The sequence below is a fragment of the Aeribacillus sp. FSL M8-0254 genome (assembly GCF_038008845.1).
GTDB classification, from domain to species: Bacteria; Bacillota; Bacilli; order Bacillales; family Aeribacillaceae; genus Aeribacillus; species Aeribacillus composti.
The window spans coordinates 2,553,776-2,570,827 of record NZ_JBBOZY010000001.1 but is presented as its reverse complement, the minus strand read 5'-3'; the positions used below and the strand labels follow the sequence as shown (position 1 = coordinate 2,570,827).

The 17,052-nt window shown below is 40.4% G+C and carries 20 protein-coding genes; all 20 read left to right on the top strand.

The annotated features are described in order from the left end of the window. Entirely contained in the window at positions 1-513 is a 513-nt protein-coding gene (gene spoIIIAB, locus NSQ44_RS12475; protein WP_066247606.1) for a stage III sporulation protein SpoIIIAB, read from the top strand. 27 nt (positions 514-540) lie between these two features. After that, positions 541-747: a stage III sporulation protein AC gene (gene spoIIIAC / locus NSQ44_RS12470; RefSeq protein ID WP_063388118.1), complete on the top strand. Its 207-nt coding sequence runs from the start codon at positions 541-543 to the stop codon at positions 745-747. Positions 748-753: 6 nt separating this feature from the next. After that, positions 754-1,152 carry a stage III sporulation protein AD gene (spoIIIAD, locus tag NSQ44_RS12465; RefSeq protein WP_094246193.1) on the top strand — a complete coding sequence of 133 codons (399 nt, stop codon included), beginning with the start codon at positions 754-756 and terminating at the stop codon, positions 1,150-1,152. A gap of 13 nt (positions 1,153-1,165) precedes the next feature. Next, complete coding sequence (spoIIIAE, locus tag NSQ44_RS12460) at positions 1,166-2,383, top strand: stage III sporulation protein AE (RefSeq protein ID WP_094246192.1); 1,218 nt, start codon at positions 1,166-1,168, stop codon at positions 2,381-2,383. Between the two features lie 12 nt (positions 2,384-2,395). After that, the gene (gene spoIIIAF, locus NSQ44_RS12455) at positions 2,396-3,013 is read left to right on the top strand and encodes a stage III sporulation protein AF (protein ID WP_063388120.1); all 618 of its coding nucleotides are present in this window, start codon (positions 2,396-2,398) and stop codon (positions 3,011-3,013) included. Further along, positions 3,006-3,641, top strand: a complete 636-nt coding sequence (gene spoIIIAG / locus NSQ44_RS12450; protein WP_232515569.1) for a stage III sporulation protein AG — start codon at positions 3,006-3,008, stop codon at positions 3,639-3,641. The genes spoIIIAF and spoIIIAG overlap by 8 nt, the downstream gene beginning before the upstream one ends. A 15-nt stretch (positions 3,642-3,656) precedes the next feature. Continuing rightward, positions 3,657-4,277 carry a SpoIIIAH-like family protein gene (locus tag NSQ44_RS12445; protein WP_340857185.1) on the top strand — a complete coding sequence of 207 codons (621 nt, stop codon included), beginning with the start codon at positions 3,657-3,659 and terminating at the stop codon, positions 4,275-4,277. Positions 4,278-4,462: 185 nt separating this feature from the next. Then, entirely contained in the window at positions 4,463-4,954 is a 492-nt protein-coding gene (gene accB, locus NSQ44_RS12440; protein ID WP_094246189.1) for an acetyl-CoA carboxylase biotin carboxyl carrier protein, read from the top strand. Positions 4,955-4,964: 10 nt separating this feature from the next. Then, on the top strand, positions 4,965-6,314 hold the full coding sequence (accC, locus tag NSQ44_RS12435) for an acetyl-CoA carboxylase biotin carboxylase subunit (protein ID WP_340857184.1): 1,350 nt from the start codon (positions 4,965-4,967) through the stop codon (positions 6,312-6,314). Between the two features lie 17 nt (positions 6,315-6,331). Beyond that, positions 6,332-6,733 (top strand): Asp23/Gls24 family envelope stress response protein, encoded by a 402-nt coding sequence (locus NSQ44_RS12430; RefSeq protein ID WP_063388124.1) that lies wholly within the window; start codon positions 6,332-6,334, stop codon positions 6,731-6,733. Between the two features lie 158 nt (positions 6,734-6,891). Further along, entirely contained in the window at positions 6,892-7,290 is a 399-nt protein-coding gene (gene nusB, locus NSQ44_RS12425; protein WP_063388125.1) for a transcription antitermination factor NusB, read from the top strand. A gap of 10 nt (positions 7,291-7,300) precedes the next feature. Beyond that, entirely contained in the window at positions 7,301-8,155 is an 855-nt protein-coding gene (folD, locus tag NSQ44_RS12420) for a bifunctional methylenetetrahydrofolate dehydrogenase/methenyltetrahydrofolate cyclohydrolase FolD (RefSeq protein WP_063388126.1), read from the top strand. 22 nt (positions 8,156-8,177) lie between these two features. After that, positions 8,178-9,524 carry an exodeoxyribonuclease VII large subunit gene (xseA, locus tag NSQ44_RS12415; RefSeq protein ID WP_340857183.1) on the top strand — a complete coding sequence of 449 codons (1,347 nt, stop codon included), beginning with the start codon at positions 8,178-8,180 and terminating at the stop codon, positions 9,522-9,524. Next, positions 9,521-9,760: an exodeoxyribonuclease VII small subunit gene (locus NSQ44_RS12410; protein WP_063388128.1), complete on the top strand. Its 240-nt coding sequence runs from the start codon at positions 9,521-9,523 to the stop codon at positions 9,758-9,760. Before xseA ends, NSQ44_RS12410 begins: the two co-directional genes overlap by 4 nt. Continuing rightward, positions 9,760-10,638 carry a polyprenyl synthetase family protein gene (locus tag NSQ44_RS12405; RefSeq protein ID WP_340858264.1) on the top strand — a complete coding sequence of 293 codons (879 nt, stop codon included), beginning with the start codon at positions 9,760-9,762 and terminating at the stop codon, positions 10,636-10,638. Before NSQ44_RS12410 ends, NSQ44_RS12405 begins: the two co-directional genes overlap by 1 nt. Positions 10,639-11,399: 761 nt before the next feature. Beyond that, on the top strand, positions 11,400-12,020 hold the full coding sequence (locus NSQ44_RS12400) for a hypothetical protein (protein WP_066247695.1): 621 nt from the start codon (positions 11,400-11,402) through the stop codon (positions 12,018-12,020). Positions 12,021-12,030: 10 nt separating this feature from the next. Next, positions 12,031-13,932 (top strand): 1-deoxy-D-xylulose-5-phosphate synthase, encoded by a 1,902-nt coding sequence (gene dxs, locus NSQ44_RS12395; RefSeq protein WP_340857182.1) that lies wholly within the window; start codon positions 12,031-12,033, stop codon positions 13,930-13,932. Further along, on the top strand, positions 13,925-14,758 hold the full coding sequence (locus NSQ44_RS12390) for a TlyA family RNA methyltransferase (RefSeq protein ID WP_066247615.1): 834 nt from the start codon (positions 13,925-13,927) through the stop codon (positions 14,756-14,758). Before dxs ends, NSQ44_RS12390 begins: the two co-directional genes overlap by 8 nt. 67 nt (positions 14,759-14,825) lie before the next feature. After that, entirely contained in the window at positions 14,826-15,275 is a 450-nt protein-coding gene (gene ahrC / locus NSQ44_RS12385) for a transcriptional regulator AhrC/ArgR (RefSeq protein ID WP_063388132.1), read from the top strand. A gap of 21 nt (positions 15,276-15,296) precedes the next feature. Then, positions 15,297-17,021: a DNA repair protein RecN gene (gene recN / locus NSQ44_RS12380; protein ID WP_063388133.1), complete on the top strand. Its 1,725-nt coding sequence runs from the start codon at positions 15,297-15,299 to the stop codon at positions 17,019-17,021. Positions 17,022-17,052: the final 31 nt, after the last annotated feature.

Genomic DNA, 17,052 nt, shown 5'->3' with positions numbered 1-17,052 from the left:
ATGAAATTGCTAGGGTCTTTATTCATCTTATTAGCAACAACATGGATTGGGTTTGATTCGGCTAAACGATTGACAGAGCGGACAAGACAATTGCGGCAATTAAAGGTTTCTTTGCAAAGCTTGGAAGCTGAGATCATGTACGGCCACACACCATTGCAGGATGCATCGCTTCATATTGCCAAACAGGCAGCCCCTCCGCTTTCTAATCTATTTACATTATTTTCTGAGAAATTATCGCAAGGCGACATGGATGTGAAAAGCGCATGGGAAAGCAGTCTGCTTGAAATATGGCCTTATACATCGCTGAAAGAAGGGGAATTGGAAGTTTTAAAGCAATTTGGAGAAACATTGGGGCAACATGATTTAATCAGCCAGCAAAAGCATATTAAATTGACAATGGCTCATTTGGAAAAAGAAGAAAAAGAAGCGCTGTTTAATCAAGAGCATTACGGAAAAATGACGAAAAGCTTAGGATTTTTAGCGGGATTGCTCATTATCATTCTTTTGATGTAGCGATATAAGCTGGGAGGAGAAAGGGACATGGGTGTTGACGTCAACACAATTTTCCAAATCGCTGGAATCGGAATTATCGTTGCGTTTCTTCATACCATTTTAGATCAAATGGGGAAGAAAGAGTACGCCCAATGGGTTACATTGTTGGGATTTATTTACATACTTTTTATGGTTGCTTCCATTGTCAACGATTTGTTCCAAAAAATTAAAGCGGTTTTTCTTTTTCAAGGATAGGAGGTTTTGGAGATTGAAATTTTTCAAATTGTCGGGCTAGGATTGATTGCAACTTTGCTCGCTCTTGTCATAAAAGAACAAAAGCCGACCTTTGCCTTTCTATTAATCGTCTTTACCGGTGTCTCCATTTTTCTTTTTTTAGTGGATCAAATTTATGAATTGATTCGAATGGTCGAAAGAATTGCGAATGAAGCAAGCATTGATTTGATTTATGTCGAAACCATTTTAAAAATCATCGGAATTGCCTATATTGCTGAATTTGGTGCGCAAATTACGAAAGATGCCGGACAAGGCTCCATTGCATCCAAAATTGAATTGGCAGGGAAAATTTTAATCTTATCTATGGCAATTCCGATCATGACGGTGATTATACAAACGATGATTAAGCTTCTCCCAAATATATAAGTTTAAGGGGGTGATGGGGATTCAGTCATCATTTTTTCGCGGCATCCTTTTTTTGGCGTTTTTTGCTTTCGCTGTGCCAAACATGGTACAAGCCTCTCAAGAGCAAAATTCCTCGGCAGATCCTCCAAAAGAAGAAGCGATTCAACAAGAATATATGGCAGAACAAATGGACGAGCTTGGGATTGAGGAAATTAAAAATTTTTGGAATGACATTATGACGACATACGGAGGACTTCTTCCGGAAAGCCAGAAGGGAAGCTTGATGGATTTTATTAAAGGTGAAAAACAATTTTCTATAAAAGAGTGGGCCGTTGGCATTTTGAAATTTCTTTTACATGAAATCTTGGCAAACGGAAAGCTTCTTGGAACCATTATCATTTTAACGATATTTAGCGTTCTTCTCCAGCATTTACAAAACGCTTTTGAAGAAAAAAATGTAAGCAAAGTTGCTTACTCCATTGTTTATATGGTGCTTGTCATTTTAGCTTTAAACAGTTTTCACGTAGCCATTTCCTATGCAACGAATGCGATTAACGGGATGACAAGCTTTCTTCTAGCCTTAATTCCGATGTTAATAGCTTTAATGGCGTCATCTGGAGGAGTTGCTTCGGCTGCATTTTTTCACCCCATTACCATTTTCTTGATGAACGGAAGCGGTTTGTTGATTGAAAAAATTGTTCTCCCTCTGCTGTTTTTGTCTTCTTTGTTATTTTTAATCAGCACGATGACGGATCAATATAAAGTTACTCAGCTTGCTCAGCTGTTCAGAAGCATTAGCATCTGGCTTTTAGGCATTTTCTTAACCATTTTTTTAGGAGTGATTTCTGTCCAGGGGGCGACGGCAGCTGTGACAGACGGGATCGCCTTGCGGACGACAAAGTTTATAACGGGAAACTTTATACCTGTGCTTGGAAAAATGTTTACGGAAGCGGCTGATACGCTCTTCAGCGCATCGATGCTGTTAAAAAACACAATTGGCGTCATTGGTGTTGCCATTCTCTTTTTGATCACCATTTTTCCGGCAATGAAAGTACTGGCGATTGCCTTCATCTATAAATTTGCCGCTGCCGTTTTGCAGCCTTTAGGGCCGGGAGAGATTATCTCCTGTTTAGACATCATCTCCAAGAGCATCATCTATATACTAGCGGCACTGATCCTTGTATCGTTCATGTTTTTTTTAAGCATTACAGTTATTATCGCAGCGAGCAATGTCACCATGATGGTTCGATAGGAGTGGTGGTATATGTCATTCATCACCGAATGGGTCACTAATATCATATTATTTATTTTTATTGCCATTATTTTAGATATGCTGCTGCCGAGATCCGCAATGCAAAAATATGTAAAAGTCGTTGTTAGTTTATTATTAGTGTCTGTCATTCTTACGCCGATTTTAAAAATATTTTCCTATGATTTTCCGAACTTGTTATCCGAGGAGCTGCTGAACTCGGAAGCAAAAGAAGATTCAATAAAAAAATCAATAGAATTTAAGAAAAATGAAATACAAGCTAACAACCGTGCATATATTTTAGAACAAATGGCTGTCCAAATGAAAAATTTAGCGGAAGAGGAGCTGGTAGAAAACTATGGTTTAAAGGTTCAAAAAATTCATCTTTCGGTTGATGAAACAAAAGAGAAGATTGAATCAGAAAACGATTTAAAGCAAGTTACAGTTTTCGTGGAAGAAAAAGATCTTCCCCACACGGTTGAAACGGTTAAACCGGTTGAAATCAACATGAACGAAGAAGACAAAAAAATGCTCGCAAATGAAAACGAAATAATTGCCCAGCTTGCTGAAACATGGGGAGTATCGAAAGAAAAAATTTCGATTGAAATGGAAGGAGGCGGCCTAAGTGAATGATAGGAAAAATTTTTTGCAGCGACTAGCCTCTCTTCTTCCCGGACGAGATATGCTCAAAAAATCAGCCACCTATCCATTCATGCTTATACTTTTGACGCTTGGAATCGCTTTTATGCTGATCGGCAGTTTTTTATCCGGCGAAAGCAAAACAGTAGAAACGATAAACACCGCTGCAGAAGAAGAGGATGTTGAGCCCGCATTTAAACAAACAACAAGTGAAAAAGGAACAATTGAACGTTATGAACAGCAGTATGCAAATGAGCTAAAAGGAGCGCTTCAGTCCATTTCAGGCGTAGGTGAGGTAGAAGTTATTGTCAATGTTGACTCTTCATCTGAAAGTGTGTTGGAAAAAAATCGCTCGATTCAAAACCAAACGACAGATGAGACGGACCGTGAAGGCGGAAAGCGGCAGGTGGAAGATAAATCTGTTGACGAACAAGTGGTAATCATTCGAAAAGGGGATCAAGAATCGCCCATCGTTGTAAAAACCGAAAAGCCGAAAATACGCGGAGTGTTAGTAGTAGCAAAAGGTGCTGAAAACGTTCAAATAAAAAAAATGATCACCGATGCAGTTACAAGGGTGCTTGATGTCGATAGTCATAGAGTAGCCGTATTGCCAAAAAAGTAAAGGAGGATGCTTGACATGTTAAAAAAACAAACTGTTTGGTTATTAACCATGTTAAGTTTAGTTGTTGTGCTGTCCGTTTATTACATTACATCTCCTGAAGGAGGATCTTCCCCTGATGTGGTGTTGACGGACACAGAGATGAATTCGAATGAAAAAGAAAGCGGAAATGACAATAATAAAGAACAAACAGAGCAACAAAAAACTGATGCGAAGCAGCAAGAAAAAGAACAATCGAGCAAGCAGTCCAGCGCAGAAGATGGATCGGTAGTCTCCACAATAACGGACGATGATTTATTTACTGCGCTGAGAATGGAAGTGGAAGATGAAAGAAGTGAACGCAAGCAGGAGCTGGAGACAATTATTGGGTCCAATGATGTCTCATCTGAGGAAAAAAACAATGCATATGAGGAAATGCGCGAATTATCCAAGCTGTCAGAGAAAGAGAAGGTATTAGAAACACTTATCAAAACAAAAGGATACGAGGATGCATTAGTTCGCGCTGATGGAGACAAGGTGAGAATTACCGTAAAAGCGAAAGAACACTCCCCGCAGCAAGCAAACGAACTGATTCAATTGGTGAAGGATGAAATTCAGTCCATGCAGGATGTTGCCGTAACATTTGAAATAGCAAAGTAACATGACTCCCCGAGAAAAATCGGGGATTTTTTCATGTAAAGAAAAAGCTGCTTTGAATTGTTTGCTCATATTTTTAATAGTTATTGAATTTTAGCAAAAAGTTATCGTATCATAAATGATAGTTACTTTTAATACTTGATGATAATATCTAGCAAATTGGAATTCATTTTAAGGAGTGTTTTTTCATGTTAAATTTTAAAGAAATAAAGGAAATCATCAAATTGATCGATGATTCATCCATTGATGAATTTACATATGAAAGCGAAGGGGCAAAGGTCCAATTAAAAAAAACTGCGGCTCGCGCTAATCAGCATGTTGTCTATAACAATGCTTCTGAAATTCAAGCTTTGCCAAAGCAGCCAGCTGCTGAATCTTTAGAACAGCCGAAAAAAGAGGTGCATTTGCCGAAAGAAGAAAGCGAGCAGGAAACAGAAAATTTACATAAAATTACTTCGCCGATGGTCGGCACATTTTATGCTGCTCCAAACCCAGATGCAGATCCTTATGTTACAATAGGATCAAAAGTAAAAGAGAATACCGTTGTTTGCATTGTAGAGGCAATGAAATTATTTAATGAGATTGAAGCGGAAGTAAAAGGCGAAATTGTCGACATTTTAGTTGAGAACGGTCAGCTTGTTGAATACGGACAACCATTATTCCTTGTAAAACCAGAGTGAGGGAAAGAAAATGTTTAAAAAATTGCTGATAGCAAACAGAGGAGAAATTGCAGTAAGAATCATACGCGCTTGCAAGGAATTAGGGATCGAAACAGTCGCCGTATATTCTGAGGCGGATAAAGACTCCTTGCATATTCAGCTTGCAGATGAAGCGTATTGCATAGGACCGACTGCATCTAAAGACAGCTATTTAAACTTTACGAACATCGTGAGTGTAGCGACGCTGACTGGATCAGAAGCCATTCATCCAGGTTACGGATTTTTGGCAGAAAACGCTGATTTCGCCGAGCTTTGCAATGATTGCAACATTGTTTTTGTAGGCCCTAGTCCAGAAGCAATCACAAAAATGGGAAAAAAAGATGTTGCTAGGGAAACAATGCGGCAGGCGGGTGTTCCGATTGTGCCTGGGTCAAAAGGGATCATTAAAAGCGAAGAGGAAGCAGTTGAGATTGCAAATCAAATCGGTTATCCAGTCATTATTAAAGCAGCCACCGGAGGCGGAGGAAAAGGAATACGCGTTGCGAATGACGAAGAAAGCTTGCGGAAAGGGATCCAAATTACTCAGCAGGAAGCGCAAACAGCATTTGGAAACCCAGGCGTTTACATTGAAAAATGTATTGAAGATTTCCGCCATGTTGAAATCCAAATTCTTGCCGATCATCATGGCAACGTCGTTCATTTAGGTGAAAGGGACTGCAGCATTCAAAGGCGCTTACAAAAGCTGGTGGAAGAAACTCCTTCTCCTGCACTAACAGATAAAATGCGTCATAAAATGGGGGAAGCGGCTGTAAAAGCAGCCAAAGCGGTGCGTTATTCCGGTGCAGGTACAGTGGAATTCATTTTTGATTATAAAAATGAGCAATTTTATTTCATGGAAATGAATACCCGCATTCAAGTTGAGCATCCTGTTACTGAAATGGTCACAGGCATTGACCTGATCAAAGAGCAGATCAAGATTGCAGCAAACGAACCACTAAGCTTTGAACAGAAAGACATTACATTTAACGGCTGGGCGATCGAATGTAGAATTAACGCAGAAAACCCAGAAAAGAATTTTATGCCTTCAGCTGGTAAAATCGAAATGTACCTGCCTCCGGGCGGACCGGGTGTCCGCATTGATTCTGCCTGCTACCCTGGCTATTCCATTCCGCCATATTATGATTCAATGGTCGCAAAGCTGATTACACACGGAGCGACAAGGGAAGAAGCGATAGCCAAAATGAAAAGAGCTTTAAGTGAATTTGTTATAGAAGGAGTGCATACAACCATACCTTTCCACCTGAAATTAATGGATCATGAAAAATTTATCAGCGGGGAGTTCAACACTAGATTTCTTGAAAATTATAAAATCATGTCATAATTTTGGAGGTGTACTATTTGAAAGATACAGGATTGGAAATGAATCATGAAGCAAGCTTTGGAAAAGTGGAAATCGCTCCGGAAGTCATTGAAGTCATCGCCGGAATTGCCGCATCTGAAATAGAAGGGGTAGCCCAAATGCGCGGCAATTTCGCTTCAGGAGTCGCTGAACGCTTTGGCAAAAAAAATCATGGTAAAGGTGTAAAAGTAGACTTAGGTGAAGAAGGCATTGTCATTGATGTATATTGTGTCATGAATTTCGGGGTTTCCATTCCGGCTGTTGCACAGAAAGTACAAGAAAACATTCGTCAAACGCTTTTAACGATGACGGCGCTTGAAATCAACGAAATCAACATTCATGTAGTGGGCATTCAGTTTGAAACGAAGACGGAAGAGCCTGAAATTCAAGAGGAAATGTAAAGGCGGAGGATATCCTCCCCTTTTTTGTTTAAAATAAAGAATAATAAGAAAGATTCTGAAATTTCTTTTCGGATGAACTTTCATATGTGATACAAGAGACAGTTATGATATGATTCATATATGACATTTCGACATAGTTTGAAAAAAGGAGCAAAAAGATGAAACGGAGAACAGCTAGGAAAAAGGCATTGCAGGCACTGTTTCAAATTGACTTGGCTGAAGCGCTTCCTGAGGAAGCCATCAATCATGTTTTGGACGGTAATGAACATGATCCATTTTTAAATAAGCTTGTACTCGGAACGGTTGAACATCAAAACGAAATTGACGAATTGATAAAAAGGAATTTAACCAATTGGAAATTGGAAAGATTGGCTAACATTGACCGTGCCATTTTGCGTTTAGCTGTATATGAGATGAAATATGAACCGGATATTCCGTTCAATGTAACAATTGATGAAGCGATTGAACTTGCTAAAATGTTCGGAGATGTTCAGTCGAGCAAATTTGTAAATGGTGTCCTCTCAAGTATAAAAGAAGAGTTAGAAAAAAAAGCTTAGGAGGAAAAAGATGGTGGCGACGATTATTGACGGAAAAGAATTGGCAAAAGAAATGCGTAGCGAGTTAAAAAAAGAAGTGGAACAATTAAAGGAAAAAGGGGTAACTCCCGGCCTTGCCATTATTTTAGTTGGGAATAATCCTGCTTCTCTTTCTTACATTAAGGGGAAGCAAAAAGCTTCGGAGGAAATCGGCGTTTCTTTTAAGCTGGAACATTTGGAGGAGTCGATTTCACAAGAAGAACTGCTTGAAGTGATAGAAAAATATAATCAGGACGATCGTTATGACGGAATTCTTGTTCAGCTTCCGTTACCTGACCATATTGATGAAACAGCAGTCATTGAAAAAATTTCTCCAGAAAAAGATGTGGATGGCTTTCATCCGATTAATGTTGGACGCATGATGACGGGACAGGATGCGTTTTTGCCGTGCACACCGGCCGGAATTGTTGAAATGATCAAATCTGCAAATATCGAAATTGCCGGAAAGCATGTTGTCGTTGTTGGCAGAAGCAATATTGTCGGAAAGCCGGTCGGACAATTGCTTTTAAACGAAAATGCAACGGTTACATATTGCCATTCGAAAACGAAAAATTTGCGGGAGCATACGATCCAAGGAGATATTTTAATCGTTGCTGTCGGGCGTCCTCATTTCATAGGTGCTGATCATATTAAAGAAGGTGCAGTCGTAATAGATGTTGGCGTCAATAGACTTGAGAACGGAAAACTTGTAGGCGATGTAAAATTTGATGAGGCAAAAGAAAAAGCAAGCGCCATTACTCCTGTTCCCGGCGGAGTAGGTCCAATGACGATTACGATGCTGGTTTATAATACGGTTAAATCCGCAAAGAAGCGGGTACGTCCATAAACTTGCTTTAAAGGAGTTGTTCATGAGTAACAAAAAATTTGTAACCGTTTCGGCGTTAACAAAATACCTTAAGCGAAAATTTGATGTTGATCCACATTTGCGCGATATTTGGGTAAAAGGCGAATTATCAAACGTAAAAATTCATGACAGCGGACATATTTATTTTACGTTAAAGGACGAGCATGCCAGAATACAGGCGGTTATGTTTTCAAGTTTTAACCGTTCTCTTCCATTTCGGCCAGAGGACGGGATGAACGTATTGGTACGCGGTGAAATTACCATTTACCAGCCCGGAGGAATATACCAAATTTATGCAAAGGCAATGGAGCCTGATGGAGTAGGAGGGCTTTATCTTGCATTCGAGCAGCTGAAAAAAAAATTGGAGCAAGAAGGGCTGTTCGATGTCAAGCATAAAAAAACGATTCCTGCCTTTCCAAAGACGATCGGTGTGATCACATCGCCGACAGGTGCAGCCGTCAGGGATATCATCACAACGATCAAACGAAGATACCCTGTGGCAAAAGTGGTGGTTATTCCCGCAATTGTTCAAGGTGTACAAGCGGGAAAATCGATTGTGAATAAAATACAGCTTGCCAACTCCCTCGGTTATTTCGATGTCCTCATTGTTGGAAGAGGAGGCGGATCGATTGAAGAGTTGTGGGCTTTCAATGAAGAGATGGTGGCAAGGGAAATTTTTAAATCAAAAATACCCGTTATATCTGCTGTAGGCCATGAAACAGATTATACAATCGCAGATTTTGTCGCCGATCTTCGGGCGCCGACTCCAACCGGAGCAGCAGAGCTGGCTGTTCCTAATATAGCGGATTTAATCGAAAAGATCCGGGAACGGAACATTAGAATGACGAACGCTTTAAAGGAACGGATCAAAAAGGAAAAGCTCAAGCTTTTCCGCTTAACCAACTCATATGCATTCAAATATCCGAAAAAGCTTTATATGCAAAAGGAACAGGAGCTGGACATTTTATTCGAAAGGTTTAAAAAAGCAGGAAAACGTTACTTAAGCGATCAAACGAACCGATACTTGTTATTGACGAATCGTCTTAAAAACGAACTTCCATATGACCAAATTGAGCGGGCGAAGACAAGAATGAAGGATCTGGACAAAAAAATGCTGCGCGAGATGACAGCTTTATATCAACAGAAGCTGAATCGCTTTCAAGCATTGGCTTCTAAACTTGATGCGCTCAGCCCATTAAAGATTATGGAACGTGGATACAGCCTTGTGTATAAACAAGATAAGCTGGTAAAGAGCGTAAAACAAACGGCTGAAGGGGATTTTATTCAAATTAAATTGCAGGACGGGACCATCCATTGTGAAGTATCTGAAATTGAGGAGAGAAGATCATGAATGATCAAAAAGAATTAACGTTTGAAGAAGCGATGAAAGAGCTGGAAGCAATTGTTTTAAAATTAGAAGACGGGGATGTTCCATTAGAACAGGCGATCCAATATTTTCAAGAAGGAATGAAGCTTTCAAAGCTTTGCCATGAAAAATTAACGCAAGCTGAAAAGCAATTGGATTTTATTCTTGATGAAGATGGAACGATCAAACCTTTCCAAGCACAGGAGGAAGAACAAAAGTGATGTCTTTTCCGGAATACTTAAAAACGCGCAAAGCTGCCATTGATTCCGTTCTTCCCACATATATTGAAAGATTAAATGCCCCGAAAATTATTAAAGAATCGATGCTTTATTCCTTAAATGCCGGCGGGAAACGTCTGCGCCCTATGCTCTTGCTTGCCGTTCTCCATTCGTATGGAAAAGAAGAGAAAATTGGTTACCCGGTCGCATGTGCGGTGGAATTGATTCATACGTATTCGCTCATTCATGATGACCTTCCGTGCATGGACAATGATGATTTTAGAAGAGGAAAGCCGACCAATCATAAAGTATATGGAGAAGCCATAGCCGTGCTGGCAGGTGACGGATTACTGACTGAAAGCTTTCGGCTGATTGCTGATGCTGAAGAGCTTTCAGATCGCGTAAAATTGACGCTCATTTCAGAGCTTTCAAAGGCGGCTGGTGCAGAAGGAATGGTTGGCGGACAAGTTGCCGACATGGAAGGAGAAAACAAACAATTAACTTTAAAACAGCTTGAATATATTCATGAGCATAAAACAGCAAAGCTTCTGGCTTTCAGTATTATTGCAGGTGCCATCATTGCTGAGGCGTCGATTGAAGAAATAAATAAATTAAAGGAGTTCGCATACCATATAGGCATTGCCTTTCAAATTAAAGATGACATATTAGATGTTGAAGGAGACGAAGAAAAGATCGGAAAGCCTGTTGGTTCCGATGAAGAGAATAAAAAAACAACGTATTTGTCCGTACTGTCTTTGGAAGGTGCAAAGAAAAAATTGTCGGAGCATATTGAAACATCAAAGGCTATTTTGCAAACATGCTCCATAAACAATGAGCTTCTATTATCGTTTTGTAATTTAATTGGAGAGCGCGAACATTAAACGGTGAAAATTCGGTGCACCTCCAATGGGTCGACAAAATGAGGAACGGGATTCGCATTTGAATGTGTGCATTCTCCAACAAGTTGAGGAAAACACTCTTATATGATATAATTCTGTCAGAAAACATGATGGAGTGGTGCAGTATTCTAGTCAGCCCTCCGGTTCTGAAGGCGGGCCTAAAAATCCGCTAAAGGGCACATCGATGAAGTTCCTGGTGTTGGCTTGAGGCGCCCAGCCTTGGGTTGATGCTGGGGGTTAAGGTTAGAGGGCGATCCACAATGGCATGTGGGCGTTGACCCTCTTTCCGCGGAGGCCCATTTTATGTGCAAAATGGGTATGAACCTGTCTACGCGCTTCATAGTGCAATGAGGCGCGGACAGCGTAGCCTGCCTTGAGTGGAGGCCGAGGGGATTATGGAAACAAGGAACTTTTTCATATGGCCAATGAAAGAGTTTCTTATGTGACATATGAAATCGGCTCTGCAAAAGAGGCTAGGAACCGGCTAAAGGCTGTTTGAGGAAAACTCCTAGACTGTTCACATGACATATATAGAGGATTGTAGTACGGACTAAGTGGCAATCCAGTCTAGCGTTTGGCGACAGCGCTAAGTCAGGTTTAAAGGGAAACCGCCGGGGCGGCAACGCCTGGTACTTGACTGGGAAAACCTACTGGACCTAAGCCGTAATGTTTACTCTATATATGACCACTCCATTTCGTTATATATAGTTTTTACATAGAAATCAGGTGTTATGCATTTCATGATGAAAGAGCTAATTCGATATTCAATACGATGGAGTTTAGGAATTGCCGTTATCACATTCGTGTTAGCGGCTCTTTTTTCAATTGTATCAACTGTTCTTCTGGAAGGCGTCGGATGGGCTGCCGGTATGATGATCGTTTTTGTGATCGTTTTAATCGGCATTTTTTTTGATATGCTCGGCATTGCTGCCACATCAGCAGATGAGGTACCGTTTCATGCGATGGCGTCAAAGCGTGTGAGCGGTGCCAAGCATGCCATTCAAATTATCCGAAATGCCGATCGCTTTTCGAACTTTTGCAACGATGTTATTGGCGATATTTCCGGCATAATCAGCGGAACAGCCTCGGCTGTTGTCGTAGTGCAGCTGGCGGTGACGTTTGCCGACCGTCAAACTTCGGCGCTTGAGTTTACGATTTCAATCGTATTCACAAGCATTGTAGCCGCTCTTACTGTCGGAGGAAAAGCGTTTGGAAAGGCGTTTGCAATCCGTTTTTCAACTCCGATTATTTTTTATGTCGGAAAGATATTTTATTTTTTTGAAAAAAGATTTAATATTGTTTTGATGAAAGAGAAAAAAGGAAAGAATCATAAAAAAGCAAGCATATCTAAAAAGCGAAAGTGAGTGATCCGTTTTGGATCTATTGTCCATCGAAAATCCAAAATTTCTGAAAAAGTTTTCAATAAAAGAACTGGAGCAATTGAGCGCGGAAATTCGCCAATTTTTAATTGAAAAGCTGTCAGTGACCGGCGGACATATTGGACCAAATTTAGGAGTAGTTGAGCTGACAATATCTTTACATAAAATGTTTGACAGCCCGAAAGATAAATTTATTTGGGATGTAGGTCACCAGGCGTACGTTCATAAAATTTTGACAGGCAGGGCGAAAGAGTTTGATACGTTGAGGCAGTATAAAGGATTGTCCGGTTTTCCGAAGCGTTCAGAAAGCGAGCACGATGTTTGGGAAACGGGGCACAGTTCAACTTCACTTTCTGCGGCAATGGGAATGGTTATTGCCCGCGATTTAAAAGGAACGGATGAATATATTGTGCCGATTATCGGCGACGGTGCTTTAACAGGAGGCATGGCGCTTGAAGCATTGAATCACATCGGCCATGAACAAAAGGATATTATTGTTGTGTTAAATGATAATGAAATGTCTATTGCTCCAAACGTCGGTGCTCTTCATCATATACTTGGAAGATTAAGAACAACAGGCAAATATCACTGGGTAAAAGAAGAGTTGGAATATTTGTTAAAAAAAATTCCAGCTGTCGGAGGAAAGCTTGCCTCAACAGCAGAACGGCTTAAAGACAGTCTGAAATATTTATTCGTTTCGGGCATGTTTTTTGAGGAGCTTGGCTTTACCTATCTTGGACCGATTGACGGACATGATTTTCAGGCATTGATGGAAAACATTAGTTATGCCAAAAAAACAAAAGGCCCTGTTTTGCTGCATGTTATCACGAAAAAAGGAAAGGGCTATTTGCCTGCCGAAAAAGATAAGGTTGGAACATGGCATGGAACAGGCCCATATAAAATTGAAACAGGCGATTTTGTTAAACCGAAAATATCGGCTCCGTCTTGGAGTGAATTAGTAAGTGAAACAGTTCGAAAATTAGCGAGAAACGATGAAAGAATTGTTGCAATTACACCAGCCATGCCGGTTGGTTCGAAACTTGAAAAATTCCGAGAAGAATTTCCGGACAGAATGTTTGATGTCGGTATTGCAGAGCAGCATGCGGTGACGCTTGCAGGAGGACTTGCTGCTGCCAATATGAAGCCGTTTTTGGCAATCTATTCAACCTTTTTGCAACGCGGTTATGACCAAATGGTTCATGACATTTGCCGACAAAACTTAAATGTGTTTTTCGGAATTGACCGCGCAGGACTCGTCGGAGCTGACGGAGAAACCCATCAGGGAGTATTTGACATCGCTTTTTTGCGGCATATACCAAACATTGTATTAATGATGGCGAAAGACGAAAATGAAGGACAGCATATGGTTTATACGGCTCTGAAGTACGATGAAGGGCCGATCGCTCTTCGCTATCCGAGAGGAACAGGATTGGGTGTGCCTCTTGATCCTGAGCTGAAAGAAATTCCGATCGGTACGTGGGAAGTTCTTTTACAAGGTAAAGATGCTGTCATTTTAACATTTGGAACGACGATTAAAATGGCATTGGATGCAGCGAAAGCACTTGCCAAAAATAATGTTTCCGTTCGAGTCGTCAATGCCCGCTTTTTAAAGCCGCTTGATGAGAAAATGCTTCTTGAGATTTTCAACGAAGGAATACCGATTTTAACAGTAGAGGAAGCAGTTCTTGAAGGCGGTTTTGGCAGCTCGGTATTAGAATTTGCTGAAAAGCATGGCTTTACAAATCTTACAATGAAAAGAATGGGAATTCCAGATCGCTTTATCGAGCATGGAAGCGTGGAAAAACTATTAGAAGAGATTGGATTAACAAAAGAAGGAATAATAAAAAATGTGCTCGAAGTAATACCAAAAAAAGAAAAAGGAATCAAATATGGGTAAAAAGGAACGTTTAGATGTATTGCTTGTAGAAAGAGGACTTGCAGAAACGAGAGAAAAAGCAAAAAGGGCCGTTATGGCCGGGCTTGTTTATTCAAATGAAAAACGATTGGATAAGCCTGGCGAAAAAATTGATCGCGACATCCCGTTAACTGTAAAGGGAGATGCGATCCCTTATGTTTCAAGAGGCGGTTTAAAGCTGGAAAAGGCATTGAAACAATTTGAAATCAGTGTGGCAGGAAAAATTATGGTAGATGTCGGCTCTTCTACGGGAGGATTTACCGACTGCGCCTTGCAGAACGGCGCAAAATTATGTTATGCGGTGGATGTCGGGTATAATCAATTGGATTGGAAGCTGCGTCAAGATGAACGTGTCATCGTGATGGAACGGACAAACTTCCGTTATGTAAAGCCGGAGGATTTTCAAAAGGGGCTTCCGGAATTTGCTACCATTGATGTATCGTTTATCTCTTTAAAATTGATCCTCCCTGTTTTAAAAACCATTTTGGTGCCCACTGGTGAATGCGTCGCGCTAATTAAGCCGCAATTTGAAGCAGGAAAAGAAAAAGTCGGGAAAAAAGGAATTGTGAAGGATGCTCGGGTTCATGAGGAAGTTTTGCATGACATAACGGCCTTTGCAATCAATGAAGGATTTGATTGCTTACATTTATCGTACTCTCCGATCACTGGCAGCAACGGAAATATAGAGTTTTTGCTCCATTTGTATTGGGGAGGGGCAAAAGAAAAAGGTGACATAAAATTTACGGAAACAATTGAAGAAATTGTGAAAAACGCTCATTCCACGTTAAAAATAAAGAGACAGGGATAACGAATACAAGTTATTCCTGTTTTTCTATGAGATATCATAACAGGAAAGAGAATAGGGGTGGTCGCTAATGACAAAAGGACAGCGTCTTATTAAAATTAGAGAGCTTGTCACAAATTACGAAATCGAAACGCAGGATGAACTAGTTGAAATGCTGAAAAATTTAGGTTTTAATGTCACCCAAGCAACCGTATCCCGCGACATCAAAGAGCTCCATTTAGTGAAGGTTCCGACATCTGATGGACGTTATAAATACAGCCTGCCCGCAGATCAGCGCTTCAATCCCCATCAAAAGCTGAAAAGAGCATTGATGGATGCGTTTGTTAAAATCGATTCTGCCGGACATTTGCTTGTGATGAAAACAATGCCGGGAAATGCTCATGCAATTGGTGCATTAATTGATAATTTGGACTGGGAAGAAATATTAGGGACAATTTGCGGCGATGACACGATTTTAATTATATGCAGGAAGAATGAAGACACCAAAACGTTGACGGAAAAATTTTTGGACATGCTTTAACAAGTTTGGGGTGAAAATGCGATGTTAGCGGAATTGTCGATTAAAAATTTTGCCATTATTGAATCCCTATCTCTTTCTTTTGAAAAAGGGCTGACAGTGCTGACGGGAGAAACAGGTGCTGGGAAATCGATCATTATTGATGCTATATCTCTTCTTGTAGGAGGACGCGGTTCTTCTGAATTTGTACGAGCCGGTGAAAAGCGCGCTGAATTGGAAGGGTTGTTTATATTGGAGGAAGAGGACCATCCGTGCTTGAAAAAGTGCCATGAATTAGGAATAGATGCTAGTGAAGGCATGATTGTTTTAAACCGGAATATCTCCGCTAACGGAAAAAGCATTTGCAGAATTAATGGAAAGCTTGTCACAATCGGAATTCTCCGGGATATTGGGAGCACATTAGTCGATATACACGGACAGCACGATCATCAAGAGCTGATGGACGAGCAAAAGCATCTTCATCTTCTCGACGAATATGGCGGCGAAGAAGTGAAAAAAGCAAAGGATGCATACGTAAAGCTTTATAAAAAATACGCGGACTTAACAAAGCGGTTAAAAGCCCTTTCAGAAAATGAGCAGCAGATGGCGCATCGATTGGATTTATTGAAGTTTCAATTAAAGGAAATTGACGATGCCGATTTAAAAATGGATGAAGATATAAAGCTTCAGGAAGAACGGCAGGAAATGTTAAATTTTGAAAAAATTTATGAAGCCTTGAAAAATAGCTATGAATCGCTGCAGGGAGAGCAGCGCGGGCTTGATTTTTTACGACTTGCCATGAATCATTTAGAAGAAGCAGCAGAATTTAATAAACAGTTAAAAGAAATGTCCGAAACGCTGTCGAACAGTTTTTACGTTGTAGAGGATTTAACGTTTCAGCTTAGAAATGAATTAGAACGCATGGAATTTAATCCTGATCGGTTAAATATGATAGAGGACCGCCTCCATGTCATTCATCGGTTAAAACGAAAGTACGGGCAAACAATCAAAGACATTTTGCAATATAGAGATGAAATTGAAAAAGAGATCGATACGATTGAAAACCGTGATAGCCATATTCAAACGCTTAGAAATGAGCTTAAATCTGTCGTCGAAGAACTGCTGACAAAATCCCAACATTTAACGGCAATAAGAAAAAAATATGCAAACAAGCTAACTGCTCAAATCACATCTGAATTAAAACAGCTGTACATGGATAAAACTACATTTAAGGTTCAATTTTCGCAGAAAGAGGCCCAAGATTCCGCTTTGATCGATGGAATTCCAGCGAAATTTGGAAGTGACGGCATGGATTTTGTGGAATTTTACATTTCCACCAATCCAGGCGAACCTCTTAAGCCTCTTGCGAAAATTGCTTCCGGCGGGGAATTATCAAGAATCATGCTTGCCTTAAAAACGATTTTTTCCAAGCATCAAGGAATTACTTCCATCATATTTGACGAGGTGGATACTGGTGTAAGCGGCCGTGTCGCCCAAGCGATCGGAGAAAAAATTTATCAGGTGTCGATTAACTCTCAAGTGCTATGCATCACGCATCTTCCTCAAGTTGCAGCGATGGCTGACAACCATCTATTAATTGCTAAGGAAGTAAGCAAAGAGGGAAGAACGAAAACAAAGGTTATTCCGCTTTCTGAAAAAGAAAAAATTGCAGAAATCGGCCGGATGATTGCTGGAGCAGAAGTGACGGAATTGTCGAAGCAGCATGCAAAAGAGCTGTTGGATCTGGCTATATCGGTGAAATCCTCCTAGCGGAAATAATTTCTTTAAGAAAAAGTTATAA